The organism is Nocardioides sp. (genome assembly GCF_041393715.1).
Taxonomy (GTDB): Bacteria; Actinomycetota; Actinomycetes; order Propionibacteriales; family Nocardioidaceae; genus Nocardioides.
On the sequence record NZ_JAWKJQ010000001.1, the window covers coordinates 378,979 to 392,387 of the forward strand.

15 protein-coding genes are annotated in these 13,409 nt (G+C 72.3%); 6 read left to right on the forward strand and 9 right to left on the reverse strand.

From position 1 onward, the window contains the following. Positions 1-3: 3 nt before the first annotated feature. Genes R2740_RS01920 through deoC form a run of 3 tightly spaced genes read right to left on the reverse strand, consistent with a single transcriptional unit; the run spans position 4 to position 3,296 of the window. The gene (locus R2740_RS01920) at positions 4-909 is read right to left on the reverse strand and encodes an aldehyde dehydrogenase family protein (protein ID WP_371300993.1); all 906 of its coding nucleotides are present in this window, start codon (positions 907-909) and stop codon (positions 4-6) included. After that, positions 906-2,342, reverse strand: coding sequence for an aldehyde dehydrogenase family protein (locus R2740_RS01925; protein WP_371300994.1), 1,437 nt, complete (start codon positions 2,340-2,342; stop codon positions 906-908). Before R2740_RS01925 ends, R2740_RS01920 begins: the two co-directional genes overlap by 4 nt. 3 nt (positions 2,343-2,345) lie before the next feature. Continuing rightward, entirely contained in the window at positions 2,346-3,296 is a 951-nt protein-coding gene (gene deoC, locus R2740_RS01930; RefSeq protein ID WP_371301173.1) for a deoxyribose-phosphate aldolase, read from the reverse strand. 117 nt (positions 3,297-3,413) lie between these two features. Here deoC and R2740_RS01935 point away from each other — a divergent pair, with 117 nt between their 5' ends. Continuing rightward, entirely contained in the window at positions 3,414-4,019 is a 606-nt protein-coding gene (locus R2740_RS01935) for a hypothetical protein (protein WP_371300995.1), read from the forward strand. A 10-nt stretch (positions 4,020-4,029) separates the two neighbouring features. Here the strand turns inward: R2740_RS01935 and R2740_RS01940 are convergent, their stop codons facing one another. From R2740_RS01940 to R2740_RS01950, 3 genes are read right to left on the reverse strand one after another with little or no spacing between them, the layout of a single operon-like run. Continuing rightward, complete coding sequence (locus R2740_RS01940; RefSeq protein ID WP_371300996.1) at positions 4,030-5,688, reverse strand: phospho-sugar mutase; 1,659 nt, start codon at positions 5,686-5,688, stop codon at positions 4,030-4,032. A 31-nt stretch (positions 5,689-5,719) separates the two neighbouring features. Then, positions 5,720-6,727 (reverse strand): aldo/keto reductase, encoded by a 1,008-nt coding sequence (locus tag R2740_RS01945; RefSeq protein ID WP_371300997.1) that lies wholly within the window; start codon positions 6,725-6,727, stop codon positions 5,720-5,722. 33 nt (positions 6,728-6,760) lie between these two features. Further along, the gene (locus tag R2740_RS01950; RefSeq protein WP_371300998.1) at positions 6,761-7,144 is read right to left on the reverse strand and encodes a MerR family transcriptional regulator; all 384 of its coding nucleotides are present in this window, start codon (positions 7,142-7,144) and stop codon (positions 6,761-6,763) included. A 64-nt stretch (positions 7,145-7,208) separates the two neighbouring features. On the opposite strand from R2740_RS01950, the gene R2740_RS01955 reads away from it, so the two are divergent. Next, positions 7,209-7,667 carry an SRPBCC family protein gene (locus R2740_RS01955; RefSeq protein ID WP_371300999.1) on the forward strand — a complete coding sequence of 153 codons (459 nt, stop codon included), beginning with the start codon at positions 7,209-7,211 and terminating at the stop codon, positions 7,665-7,667. On the opposite strand, the gene R2740_RS01960 is transcribed toward R2740_RS01955, so the two are convergent. Next, positions 7,664-8,455: an NAD-dependent epimerase/dehydratase family protein gene (locus tag R2740_RS01960; RefSeq protein WP_371301000.1), complete on the reverse strand. Its 792-nt coding sequence runs from the start codon at positions 8,453-8,455 to the stop codon at positions 7,664-7,666. The genes R2740_RS01955 and R2740_RS01960 overlap by 4 nt on opposite strands. Positions 8,456-8,458: 3 nt before the next feature. Then, positions 8,459-9,259, reverse strand: coding sequence for a purine-nucleoside phosphorylase (locus R2740_RS01965; RefSeq protein ID WP_371301001.1), 801 nt, complete (start codon positions 9,257-9,259; stop codon positions 8,459-8,461). 64 nt (positions 9,260-9,323) lie between these two features. Between R2740_RS01965 and R2740_RS01970 the strand changes: the two genes are divergently transcribed. The 3 genes from R2740_RS01970 (at position 9,324) to R2740_RS01980 (ending at position 11,441) form a co-directional block, all read left to right on the forward strand. Beyond that, on the forward strand, positions 9,324-9,698 hold the full coding sequence (locus R2740_RS01970; protein WP_371301002.1) for a VOC family protein: 375 nt from the start codon (positions 9,324-9,326) through the stop codon (positions 9,696-9,698). A gap of 99 nt (positions 9,699-9,797) precedes the next feature. Then, positions 9,798-10,838, forward strand: a complete 1,041-nt coding sequence (locus R2740_RS01975; RefSeq protein WP_371301174.1) for a transaldolase family protein — start codon at positions 9,798-9,800, stop codon at positions 10,836-10,838. 30 nt (positions 10,839-10,868) lie between these two features. After that, a complete protein-coding gene (locus tag R2740_RS01980; RefSeq protein ID WP_371301003.1) occupies positions 10,869-11,441 on the forward strand; it encodes a hypothetical protein in 573 nt (190 codons plus the stop codon). A gap of 25 nt (positions 11,442-11,466) precedes the next feature. On the opposite strand, the gene R2740_RS01985 is transcribed toward R2740_RS01980, so the two are convergent. Next, positions 11,467-11,919, reverse strand: coding sequence for a gamma-glutamylcyclotransferase family protein (locus tag R2740_RS01985; RefSeq protein WP_371301004.1), 453 nt, complete (start codon positions 11,917-11,919; stop codon positions 11,467-11,469). A gap of 92 nt (positions 11,920-12,011) precedes the next feature. On the opposite strand from R2740_RS01985, the gene lpdA reads away from it, so the two are divergent. After that, a complete protein-coding gene (lpdA, locus tag R2740_RS01990) occupies positions 12,012-13,409 on the forward strand; it encodes a dihydrolipoyl dehydrogenase (RefSeq protein WP_371301005.1) in 1,398 nt (465 codons plus the stop codon).

Sequence of the window (13,409 nt, forward strand, 5' to 3'; positions counted from 1 at the left end):
GACTCAGACGCCCTTGGGGTGCCACACCGTCTTGGTCTCCAGGAACGCGGTCATCCGGCCCAGGCCGGGGTCGTCGGTCCAGTCGGGCTCCGCGTCGGGTGCGCGGAGCACCCGCTTGAGGTTCTCCGCGGCCGCGGCCTCCATCGCGGTCGCGGCCTCGTGGTCGCCCGCCGCGCCGGTGAGGTCGATCGCGTTGACGTCCATGTGGGAGGCCAGCCACGGCCCGGGGCCGGCGTACCCGCCGGTGAGGATGTTGACGACGCCGCCCGGCACGTCGGAGGTGGCCAACACCTCGGCCAGCGTGACCGCGGGCAGCGGTCGCGACTCCGAGGTCACCAGGACGGCGGTGTTGCCGGTCGTGATCACCGGGGCCAGCACGGACACCAGCCCCAGCAGCGAGGACCGCTCGGGTGCGAGCACCGCGACCACGCCGGTCGGCTCGGGGCTCGACAGGTTGAAGTAGGGACCCGCGACCGGGTTGGCACCGCCGACCACCTGGGCGATCTTGTCGGTCCAGCCGGCGTACCAGACGAGTCGGTCGATGGCCCGGTCGAGCGTGGTCTCGGCGCGGGCCGCGGTCAGTCCCTCGGCCTTGCGCACCGCATCGACGAACTGGGGACGTCGGTCCTCCATCACCTCGGCGACGCGGTAGAGGATCTGGCCGCGGTTGTAGGCCGTCCGCCCGGCCCAGCCACCGAACGCCTTGCGCGCCGCCACCACCGCGTCACGGGCGTCCTTGCGCGAGGCCCGGGCGGCGTTGGCCAGGAATCGACCGCGGCTGTCGGTCACCTCGTAGGAGTAGCCCGACTCCGAGCGCGGGAAGGCGCCGCCGATGTAGAGCTTGTAGGTCTTGCGGACGTCGATCCGCTCGCTCGCCTTGGCGGAGCCGGTGGTCGTGCTGGGCGTCATCGCAGGTAACCCTCCAGCCCGTGCCGGCCGCCCTCGCGACCGTAGCCGGACTCCTTGTAGCCACCGAACGGGCTGGTGGCGTCGAACTTGTTGAACGTGTTGGCCCAGACCACGCCGGCCCGCAGCTGGTCGGCCATCCAGAGGATCCGGCTGCCCTTCTCGGTCCAGATGCCGGCCGACAGGCCGTAGGGCGTGTTGTTGGCCTTCTCGACGGCCTCGGCCGGTGTCCGGAAGGTCAGCACGGCGAGCACCGGCCCGAAGATCTCCTCGCGCGCGATCCGGTGTGCCTGGGACACCCCCGTGAAGATCGTCGGGGGGAACCAGAAGCCGGTGGTCGGCAGGTCGCAGGCGACCTCCCACCGCTCGGCGCCCTCGGCGTCGCCGACCTCCGACAGCTCGCGGATCCGCTTCAGCTGGTCTCCGGAGTTGATCGCGCCGACGTCGGTGTTCTTGTCCAGCGGATCGCCCACCCGGAGCGTGGACATCCGCCGCTTCAGCCGCTCGAGCAGCTCCTCGGCGATGCTCTCCTGCACCAGCAGTCGGGAGCCCGCGCAGCAGACGTGGCCCTGGTTGAAGAAGATGCCGTCGACGATCCCCTCGACCGCCTGGTCGACCGGCGCGTCGTCGAAGACGATGTTGGCGGCCTTGCCGCCGAGCTCCAGGGTGACCTTCTTGTGGCTGCCCGCCACCGCCTTGGCGATCGCCCGGCCGACCCCGGTGGAGCCGGTGAAGGCGACCTTGTCGACGTCGGGGTGCGCGACCACGGCCGCACCGGTGGCGCCCGCTCCGGTGACGATGTTGACGACGCCGGGGGGCAGGTCGGCCTGCTGGCAGATCTCCGCGAACAGCAGCGCGGTCAGCGGCGTCGTCTCGGCGGGCTTGAGGACCACCGTGTTGCCGCAGGCCAGCGCCGGCGCGATCTTCCAGGCGAGCATCAGGAGCGGGAAGTTCCAGGGGATGACCTGGCCGGCCACCCCGACCGGCGTGGTGCCGTAGCCGGCGTACTCCAGCTTGTCGGCCCAGCCGGCGTAGTAGAAGAAGTGCGCGGCAGCGGTCGGCACGTCGACGTCACGGGACTCGCGGATCGGCTTGCCGTTGTCGAGCGACTCCAGCACCGCGAGCTCGCGCGCCCGCTCCTGGATGATCCGGGCGATCCGGAACAGGTACTTCGCCCGCTCCTTGCCCGGCATCCGACCCCAGACCCGGGTGTGCGCGCGGCGGGCGGCCTTGACCGCGGCGTCGACATCGGCCTCGTCGGCCTCCGACACCTCCGCGAGCACCTCCTCGGTGGCCGGGCTGATCGTCTTGAAGGAGCGGCCGTGGCCGTCGACGAACTCGCCGTCGACGAACAGGCCGTACGACGGCCTGAGGTCGACGATCGCGCGCGACTCGGGGGCGGGTGCGTACGTGAAGGGTGTCGATGAGGTGGCCATGGTTCAGTCCAGGGTGAAGTAGTCGGGGCCGGAGTAGCGGCCGGTGAGCATCTTGGTGCGCTGCATCAGCAGCTCGTTGAGCAGTGAGGAGGCGCCGAACCGGAACCAGTCGGGGGAGAGCCAGTCCTCGCCGGTGATCTCGTTGACCATCACGAGGTACTTGATCGCGTCCTTCGACGTGCGGATGCCACCGGCGGGCTTGACGCCCACCTGGCGACCGGTGCTGTCGCGGAAGTCGCGGACCGCCTCCAGCATCACCAGGGTGACCGGGAGGGTGGCGGCCGGCTGGATCTTGCCGGTGGAGGTCTTGATGAAGTCGGCGCCGGCCATCATCGCCAGCCACGAGGCGCGGCGTACGTTGTCGTAGGTCTGCAGCTCACCGGTCTCGAAGATGACCTTGAGGTGGGCCGCCGACCCGTCCGGCCGGGCACAGGCCTCGCGGACCGCGACGATCTCGTCGAAGACCTGGCGGTAGCGGCCGGTGAGGAACGCCCCACGGTCGATCACCATGTCGATCTCGTCGGCCCCGGCATCCACGGCGTCGCGGGTGTCGGCCAGCTTGATGTCGAGGGCCGCCCGGCCGCTGGGGAAGGCGGTCGCGACGGCGGCCACGTGCACCCCGCTGTCGCCCAGGGTCTGCTTGGCGGTCGCCACCATGTCGGGATAGACGCAGACGGCCGCGACCTGCGGGCAGGTCGGGTCGCCGGGGTCGGGACGCATCGCCTTGGTCGCGAGGGCGCGCACCTTGCCGGGGGTGTCCTGGCCCTCCAGCGTGGTCAGGTCGACCATCCGGATCGCGAGGTCCAGGGCGTGCTGCTTGGCGTCGGTCTTGATCGACCGGGTGCCGAGTCCCGCGGCTCGGGCCTCCGCGCCGACCTGGTCGACGCCGGGCAGGCCGTGGAGGAACCGGCGCAGGGTCGCGTCGGAGGCGGTGAGGTCGGAGAAGTCGGGCAGGCTCGCGCTGTCGGCGCCCGCAGCGACGGTGGTGCTGGGCGTGGCTGTCACCCGACCCAGCATAGGGTTGCCCGACAGGGTGCGGGCAATCCAAGGCCGGACCGCCGAGGAGGTGCGATGGACGAGCAGCCGGAGTGGTTCCACTCCACCAGCGGCCGCTACGTCGGCACCGCGGGGCTGGTGGCGGCGCTGGCGGTGAGCGTGCTGGTGCTCTTCGACGTCCGCGGCTCGCACACCGTGACCTACGTCGCCGGCGCGCTGCTGACCGCGCTGGCCTGTTGGGCGGTCCTGCTGCGGCCCCGGGTCGGCCTGACCGCCGACACGCTGGTGCTGCGCCTGGTGCTGCGCACCGCCTTCGTGCCCCTGGCGGCGATCGAGTCGATCGGCGTCAGCCAGGTGCTGGCGGTGCGGGCCGGCGGTCGGCGCTTCGTGTCGGCCGCGATCGGCAAGCCACTGCGCCGCGCCGTCATGGAGGCCCATGGGGCCACCCCTCGCCCGAAGGACGACGCGCAGGGCCGGTCGATGCCCTACGTCGACTTCGTCGAGGACCGGATCCGCGACCGGCGCGCCGAGGTGATGCGGGCCCGGCTGGCCGCTGCTGAGCGCGCGGGCGAGGACGCCGCGCCTGACGACCCGGGCCCGGTGCGGGTCGAGCCGGCCGGCCCGGAGATCGCGGGGTTCGTGGTCCTCGGCCTGGTGTTCCTGGGGTCGTTCCTGCTCTGACCCGCCCTCGTCACAGGGCGAGTGCGCTGCGCAGGTCGCCGGTGATGGCGTCGAGCCGACCGGCGGCCGAGATCCGGGCGGCGTCGACGCCCTCGGCGTCGTCCTCGGGAACCACCACCACCTCCAGGTAGCACTTGAGCTTGGGCTCGGTGCCGCTGGGTCGCACCACCACGCGGGCACCCTCGGCGAGCCGGAAGCGCAACCCGTCGGTCGGCGGCAGGTCCGCCGACCCCGTCGCCAGGTCGTCGACCCCCTCGACGGTCAGACCCCCCAGCGTGGCGGGCGGCTCGGTGCGCAGCCGCTGCATCGCGTGCGCGATCAGCGACAGGTCACTCACCCGCACCGACAGCTGGTCGGTCGCGTGGAGGCCGTGACGCCGGGCCAGGTCGTCGAGCAGGTCGACGAGCGCGCGGCCGGCGGCCTTGGTCTGCGCGGCCAGCTCACAGAGCAGGAGCAGTGCGGAGACGCCGTCCTTGTCGCGGACGTGCTCGGGGTCGCAGCAGTAGCCGAGCGCCTCCTCGTAGCCGTAGGCCAGCCCGTCGACCCGGCCGATCCACTTGAAGCCGGTGAGCGTCTCGGCGTACGCCTGGCCGGCGGCGGCGGCCATCTTGCCCAACAGGGAGGAGGACACGATCGTCGTGGCGTAGACGCCCTGTGCCCCGCGCTCCAGCAGGTGGTGGGCCAGCAGCGCGCCCACCTCGTCGCCACGCAGCATCCGCCATCCGTGCGGGCCCGGGACCGCCGCGGCGCACCGGTCGGCGTCGGGGTCGTTGGCGACCACGAGGTCGGCGCCCACCCGGTCGGCGAGCTCCATCGCGAGGTCCATCGCGCCCGGCTCCTCGGGGTTGGGGAAGGCGACCGTGGGGAACGCGGGGTCCGGCTCGGCCTGTGCCGGAACCACGTGCGGGGCCCGGAACCCCGCGGTCTCCAGCACCTGCAGCACCGCGTCGTTGCCCACACCGTGCAGTGGCGTGTAGACCAGCTCCAGGTCGCGCGGCCCGTCGGCCGCCAGTTCGGCGACCGTGTCGAGGTAGCGGTCGACCACCTCCTCGCCGAGCACGGTGCCCGGGGCGCCGCGGGGGACGGCGGCCACGGCGCCGACCGCCTCGATCCGCGCCGCGATCTCCGTGTCGGCCGGCGGCACGATCTGGCTGCCGTCGCCGAGATAGACCTTGTAGCCGTTGTCCTGCGGAGGGTTGTGGCTCGCGGTCACCATCACTCCGGCGACGCATCCGAGCTCGCGGATCGCGAAGGCCAGCAGCGGGGTCGGCAGCGGGCGCGGCAGCAGCAGTGCCGCGAAGCCGGCCCCGGTCATCACCTCGGCGGTGTCGCGGGCGAAGACGTCGGAGTTGCGGCGGGCGTCGTAGCCGATCACGACCCGGCTGCCGGCCGGCGACCCCTGGTCGCGGAGGTACGCCGCGAGCCCCGCCGCCGCGCGCAGCACGACGACCCGGTTCATCCGGTTCGGCCCGGCGCCCAGCGCTCCGCGCAGCCCGGCGGTCCCGAACTCCAGCGGGCCCGCGAACCGGTCGGCCAGGTCGTCGGCGTCGCCACCCGCCTCCACCGCGCCGATGACCGCCTCCAGCTCCGCCCGGGTCTCGGGATCGGGGTCGTCGGCCAGCCAGGAGCGGGCGCGGTCGAGCAGCGAGGAGACGTCGACGTCGGTCATAGCCGCACGCTAACGCCTCCCCGCGGGTCGGTCAGCGGTCGATGTGCGACATGTCTGCGTAGCGCTCGCCCTGGACGGCGCTGCGCGGGACCGCCTCCTGCAGCGCCGCCACGTCGTCGTCGGTCAGCTCGAGCGCCAGCGCACCGACGTTCTCCTCCAGGTAGCGCACCCGCTTGGTGCCGGGGATCGGCACGACGTCGTCGCCCTGGGCGAGCACCCAGGCCAGCGCGAGCTGCCCCGGGGTGCAGGCGTGCTCGTCGGCCAGGGCGCGCACCCGGTCGACGAGGGCCAGGTTGGCGGTCAGGGCCGCACCCTGGAAGCGCGGGAAGTAGGCCGTCGCGCGGGCGTCGGGCCCCGCGAGCCTGCCGGGCTCGGTCAGGGTGCCGGTCAGCATCCCGCGGCCCAGCGGGGAGTAGGGGACCAGGCCGATGCCGAGCTCGCGCAGGAGGGGCAGGATCTCGTCCTCGAGGTCGCGGGTGAACAGGGAGTACTCGGTCTGGAGCGCCGTGATCGGGTGGACCGCGTGGGCCCGCCGGATGGTCTCGGCGGAGGCCTCGGAGAGCCCCAGGTGACGGACCTTGCCGGCCTCGACCAGCTCCTTCATCGCGCCGACCGTCTCCTCGATCGGGACGCTCCGGTCGACCCGGTGCTGGTAGTAGAGCTCGACGTGGTCGACACCGAGCCGCTGCAGGCTGTCGTCGCAGGCCTTGCGGACGTAGTCGGGGCGGCCGTTGATGCCGACCCGGGTGCCGTCGGGCAGCCGCTCGTTGCCGAACTTCGTGGCCAGCTGGACCTCGTCGCGCCGATCGGCGATGGCGCGGCCGACCAGCCGCTCGTTGGTGAACGGGCCGTACATGTCCGCGGTGTCGAGGAAGGTGACCCCGAGGTCGAGCGCGCGGTGGATGGTCCCGATGCCGGCGGCCTCGTCGGGGGTCCCGTAGAACTCCGACATGCCCATGCAGCCCAGGCCGAGAGCCGAGACGGTCAGGGGCGACGCGGTGCCGAGGGTGCGGGTCTGGTGGTCAGGGTTGGTGGTCATGGATCGAGCCAACTCCTGCGAGTGCGCTCGAAGTCAAGCGGAGACCGACGTGCGCTCCACCGCGTCGAGGTAGATGCCGATCTTGCGGTCGATCGCGCCCAGGTGCTCCTGCACCTCGGCCAGCTGTTCCAGGACCCGGCGGCGGTGCTCGCGCAGCAGGTCCAGGCGCTCCTGCTCGTTCCCCGCGCCGGACCGGACCAGCGCGGCGTAGCGCCGCATCTCGCGGATCGGCATGCCGGTGGCGCGCAGGCGGCTGAGCAGCTCCAGCCAGTGGAGGTCGAGGTCGGTGTAGCGCCGGTGGCCCGAGGAGGAGCGGTCCACGGCGTGAAGCATCAGCCCGTCACGTTCGTAGTAGCGCAGCGTGTGTGCGGTCAGACCGGTCAGGTCGGCGGCCTCGGCGATGGTGTACGACGTCATGTCCACGCAGTCTGACACTTCGAGTGCGCTCGAAGGCCAGTGCGGCACCCGGCAGACTGGCCCGATGGCACGTCGATTCCGCTTCGAGGGCAGCTGGCTGGTCGACGCCCCGCCCGAGCGGGTGGCCGCCGTGCTGGTCGACCTGGCCGGCTACCCCTCGTGGTGGCCGGAGGTGGTCGCGGTCGCCAGCCTCGGCCCCGACGACGCGCGGGCCCTGTGCCGGTCGCGGCTGCCCTACACCCTCGACCTGGTGCTGCACGCCGAGTCACGAGAGGCCCCCGAGCTGCGGGTCAGCGTCGGTGGCGACCTGCGAGGCACGGTCGCCTGGCTGGTCGAGCCCGGCAGCCAGGGCGACACCCGGCTCCGGCTGGACCAGGAGGTCGAGGTGGCCGGGCGGCTGTTCGGCGCCGTCGCCTCGGTGGCCGGCCCGCTGCTCCGCTGGAACCACGAGGCCATGATGCGCAGCGGTCTGGCCGGACTGCGCCGACGGCTGCGGACCGCCGCCGGGTCGCGCGGCATCTAGTCGAGGGCCGGCCGGCGCATCGAGGGCGCGAGGAAGGGTCCACCCACGTGCGCCGTCTCGGCGGCGTCGTCCGGACCGGGGGTGACCCCGGCGGCGTGGTCCTCCGCGTCGTCGAGGGGGTCGTAGCCGAGGCCGCGTCCGGGCTCGAGGTCCCACCAGCCGCGGGCGTTGGCGGAGACGCCGTAGAGCACCGCGAAGCCCGGGGCCGGGGCGGTGAGTGCGGCCTCGACCATCCGCACCGCGTCGTCGGGGGAGAGCCAGGTCGCGAGCTCGCGCACCGACTCCGGCTGGCTCCGGAAGGATCCGATCCGGCAGGCGACCGTGTCGAACCCGTAGCGGTCGGCGTAGAGCCGCAGCAGCGCCTCCGCCGCCACCTTCGCCACGCCGTAGAAGGTGTCGGGTCGTGGCAGCGTCGCGGCGTCGACGGTGTCGACGCGGGGTACGCCGCCCACGGCGTGGTTGGACGAGGCGTAGACGAGCCGGCGTACTCCCTGGTCGACCATCGCGTCGAGCAGCGCGGCGGTGCTGACGACGTGGGAGGTCAGCGCCTCGGGCAGCGAGGACTCGTCGGGGTTGCCCGCCAGGTGGACGACGGCATCGAGCGGCTGGGCTGTGAACACCGCCGCCACCGCGTCGGCGTCGGCGCAGTCGACCGCGTGCCAGCCGCCCTCGAAGCCCTCGGGCTCGGGCAGCAGGTCGAGCCCGACCACCTCGTGGCCACGATCGGCCAGGCCGACGGTGACGGTCCGGCCGAGCGAGCCCGCGGCCCCGGTGACCAGCACCCGCATTCGTCAGATCCTCGGGACGATCCGGCCGAGGAGGTCGCCCATCCGGGTGGCCGCCGCGCGGCCCGCCTCGAGCACCTCCTCGTGGTGGAGCGGCTCGCCCGAGATGCCCGCCGCCAGATTGGTCACCAGCGAGATGCCGAGCACCTCCAGGCCCGCCTCACGCGCCGCGATCGCCTCCAGGGTGGTGCTCATGCCGACCAGGTCGCCGCCGATCGCGCGGACCATCCGGATCTCGGCGGGGGTCTCGTAGTGGGGGCCGGGGAACTGCACGTAGACCCCCTCGTCGAGGCCCGGCTCCACCTCTCGGCACAGCGCGCGGAGGCGAGGGGAGTAGAGGTCGGTCAGGTCGACGAAGTGGGCCCCTTCGATGGGAGAGGTGGCCGTCAGGTTGATGTGGTCGCTGATCAGCACCGGCGTGCCGGGCTCCCAGGTCTCCCTGAGCCCCCCACAGCCGTTGGTCAGCACGATCGCGCGGCAGCCGGCCGCTGCCGCGGTGCGCACGCCGTGGACCACCGCGGCGACGCCGTGGCCCTCGTAGAAGTGGGTGCGGGACAGGAACACCAACAGCTGCCGGTCACCCGACCGGATGCTGCGGATCGTGCCGGAGTGGCCGGCGACCGCGGCCGGGTTGAAGCCGGGCAGGTCGGTGGTGGCGATCTCGGCGGTCGGCTGGCCCAGGGCATCGACGGCCGGCAGCCAGCCGGAGCCGAGCACCATCGCGATGTCGTGGCGCTCCACGCCGGTCAGCTCGCGCAGCCGCTCGGCCGCCTCGGTCGCCAGCGCCGCGGGAGAGGGTTCGCTCATGGCCGCGACTCTAGTGCCGCGACCCGCCGTCGGGCGTGTCGGTGGGCAGCGCCACGATGGGCGCATGATCGACCACTTCGGCATCAACTGCGCTGACATGGAGGCCGCGGCAGCCTTCTACGACAAGGTCCTCGGGGTGCTCGGCCACCGGCGGATCATGGACTTCGGCGTCGCCATCGGCTACGGCACCGAGGGTCCCGACTTCTGGATCTCCACGTTCGAGGGGATCGGCCCCAACCGTGAGGTCCACGTGGCGTTCCGGGCCGCCGACGAGGACGCCGTGCGGGCGTTCCACGCAGCGGCGATGGAGCTCGGCGCCGAGTCGCTGCACGAGCCGCGCCTGTGGCCGGAGTACCACGCGGGCTACTTCGGGGCGTTCGTCCGCGACCCCGACGGCAACAACGTCGAGGCCGTCTTCCACGGTGCCGCACCCGCGTAGGCCGCCCTTGGGGCCTTTCCACCGGGCAACTTTGTGCTAACATACACTTTGTCCTGACATGGAAGGCTTGCTCTCGTGACCACTTCGCCGCTCCGCACGATGACCGAGACCACGCCGACGGCGTTGTGGAACGACTCCTCCACGCTGCACGAGCTGGAGACCGCCATCGGCTGGGGCGCCGTGGGCGCCACCTGCAACCCGGTCATCGCCCTGGCGGCGATCCGCGCCGACCTGCCTCGGTGGCAGGCCCGGATCGCCGAGATCGCGGCGGAGCGACCGACCGCGACCGAGTCGCAGGTCGGCTGGCAGGTGGTCGAGGAGGTGTCCGTGGAGGCCGCGCGGCTCCTCGAGCCGGCCTTCGACGCTCACGGCGGCCGCAACGGCCGGCTGTCGATGCAGACCGACCCCCGGTTCCACCGCGATCCGGCCGCGCTGGTCGCCCAGGCCGAGCACTTCGCCTCGCTCGCGCCCAACATCATCGTCAAGATCCCGGCCACCAAGGTCGGGCTCGAGGCGATCGAGGAGGCGACCTACCGCGGGGTGAGCATCAACGTCACGGTGTCGTTCACCGTGCCGCAGACGGTGGCGTCGGGCGAGGCGATCGAGCGCGGCCTGAAGCGTCGCGAGGCCGAGGGGCTCGACGTCTCGACGATGGGCCCGGTGGTGACCCTGATGGTGGGGCGGCTCGACGACTGGTTGAAGGACGTCGTCAAGCGCGACGACCTGCCGGTCGACCCCGACCACCTGGAGTGGGCGGGCGTCGCCGCCTTCAAGGAGACCTACCGGATCTTCCGGGAGCGCGGCCTGCGAGCTCGGCCGCTCGCCGCGGCCTACCGCAACCAGCTGCAGTGGACCGAGGTGGTCGGCGGCGACATCGTCATCTCCCCGCCGTTCGGCTGGCAGGAGCAGTTCGAGGCCAGCGGTCACGACCCCGAGCCGCGGATCGACCTGCCGGTGGCTCCCGACATCCTCGCGTCGCTGAGCACGATCCCCGACTTCGTCCGCGCCTACGCCGTCGACGGCATGACGCCCGCGGAGTTCGACACCTTCGGCGCGACGCTCAAGACGCTGCGGCAGTTCCTCGAGGCCGACGCCGAGCTCGACGCGATCGTGCGCGACGTGCTGGTCCCCGCTCCCTGACCCGAGCTGCGTCGGGGCCACACTGGTGGTGTGGCATCCGTCGAGCTGTGGTGGCTGCCGCTCGGAGCGGGCGGCCAATGCGTCCGCGTCAACGGGCTGGTGTTCGAGGCCGGCTCGGCGCTGCTCGGCCGGCGTACCCGCTGCGACCTCTACCACGCAGGTCTGACCGTCTCCGCGCCCGCGGGTGACTACGTCATCGAGGTGGCGCCGGTGTGGTCCGGCCCGGCAGGGTCTCGCGGCAGCGTGGGCGAGGGTCCCGTCGGGCTGCGTGGCCTCGGCCGGTCCCGGTGGTTCCGCTACGAGGTGCGATGCTGGCGGGACGGGGTGATCCCGGACCTGGAGTACGCCGTGGCGAGCCCGGTGCCGCTGACCCGCGAGCCGGACGTCGCGAATCGGGTGCTCGGCCAGGTCGCGCGGGTACCGCGACCCACCTGGGGCCGTGACGAGCTCGGTCTCGGCGAGATGTGGAACTCCAACTCGGTGGTGTCGTGGACGTTGGCGACCGCCGGCGTCGACCTCGGCGACGTCTCTCCGCCCGCCGGCGGGCGGGCGCCCGGCTGGGATGCCGGGATCGGCCTGGCGCTGAGATCCTCGCGTGCCTGAGGAGGCGGCTCCGGTGAGCGCCGAGCTACAGCCCCACCGACCGGCACGGCCGTCGGCGTAGGGCGGCGACGTAGTCGGCGGGGGCGTCGGCGGCCTCGGCGGCGTCGGCCAGCATGCCGAGGTACGACGCGGAGGGGAGTCCGCCCTCATAGGCGTCGAGGACGTAGGCCCAGACCACGAGCTCTCCGTCGAGCGTCTTCGCGCGCACCCGGGTCTTCATGAACAGACCCTGGTCCGCCTGCTCGAACGCGTCGAGCGCGACCTCGTCCTCGGGCGTGACGTCGTAGATCGCGACGAACACCTGCTCGAGCGGGTCCTCGACGATGGTGCCGATGGCACCGTCCCAGCCGTACTCCTCGCCACCGAAGGTCAGCCGCCAGCCGGTCAGCCACCCGGTGGCGTGCAGCGGGGAGTGCGGGCAGCGCTCACCCATGCGCGCGGGATCCAGGTTGCTCCCGTAGGCGGCGTACAGGGTCACGGCGTCAGGGTAGTCAAGGCGGCGGCCCCGCTGTGTGTTCGCCGCGCAGTCCCCGCGCCCGGGTGTGCCGCGCGTCCCATAGGCTGGGCGCCGTGACCCATTACGACGTCCTCGTCCTCGGTGCCGGCCCCGGCGGCTACGTCGCCGCCATTCGTGCCGCTCAGCTCGGCAAGAGCGTGGCGGTCGTGGAGGAGAAGTACTGGGGAGGTGTCTGTCTCAACGTCGGATGCATCCCGTCGAAGGCGCTGCTCAAGAACGCCGAGCTCGCCCACGTGCTGACCCACGAGAAGGCGAAGTACGGCATCGAGGGTGACGCGACGATGTCCTTCGGCCCGACCCATGCGCGCAGCCGCAAGGTCTCCGAGGGCATCGTCAAGGGCGTCCACTTCCTGATGAAGAAGAACAAGATCACCGAGATCGACGGCTGGGGTCGTCTCACCTCGCCGACCACGGTGACGGTGCGCGGCAAGGACGGCCAGGACACCGAGCACACCTGCGACGACCTCATCATCGCCACCGGCGCGACGGTGCGGCTGGTGCCCGGCGTCGCCCTCAGCGACAACGTCGTGACCTACGAGGAGCAGATCCTCGACGAGAACCTGCCCGGCTCGATCATCATCGGTGGCTCCGGCGCGATCGGCGTGGAGTTCGCCTATGTGATGAAGAACTTCGGCGTCGACGTGACGATCGTGGAGTTCCTCGACCGCATGGTGCCGACCGAGGACGCCGACGTCTCCAAGGAGCTCGCCAAGCACTACAAGAAGCTCGGCATCAACGTGCTGACCAGCACCGCCGTGCAGGGCGTCGAGGACACCGGCTCCGGCGTGCGGGTCACCGTGGCGCCCGCGGGCGGAGGCGACCAGCAGGTGCTGGAGGCCGACAAGTTCCTGGCGGCCTTCGGGTTCGCGCCGCGGCTCGACGGCTACGGCCTCGAGAACACCGGCGTCGCCACGACCGAGCGGGGCGCCATCGCCATCGACGAGCGCGGCCGCACCAACGTCCCGCACGTCTACGCGATCGGTGACGTCACCGGCAAGATGATGCTCGCCCACGTCGCCGAGGCGATGGGGGTCGTGGCCGCGGAGACCATCGCCGGCGCGGAGACGATGGAGATCGACTTCGACATGATCCCGCGGGCGACCTACTGCCAGCCGCAGATCGGCTCCTTCGGCCTCTCCGAGGAGCAGGCCAAGGAGCGGGGGTACGACGTCAAGACGGCGTCCTTCCCGTTCGCCGCCAACGGCAAGGCCCAGGGGCTCGGCGACGCCGTCGGCTTCGTCAAGGTGGTCGCCGACGCGACCTACAACGAGATCCTCGGCGCGCACATGATCGGACCCGACGTCACCGAGCTGTTGCCCGTGCTGACGCTCGCCCAGCGCTTCGACCTGACCGCCGACGAGGTGGCGCGCAACGTGTTCGCCCACCCGACGCTCTCGGAGGCGGTCAAGGAGGCCGTCGAGGGCATCGCCGGCCACATGATCAACCTCTGA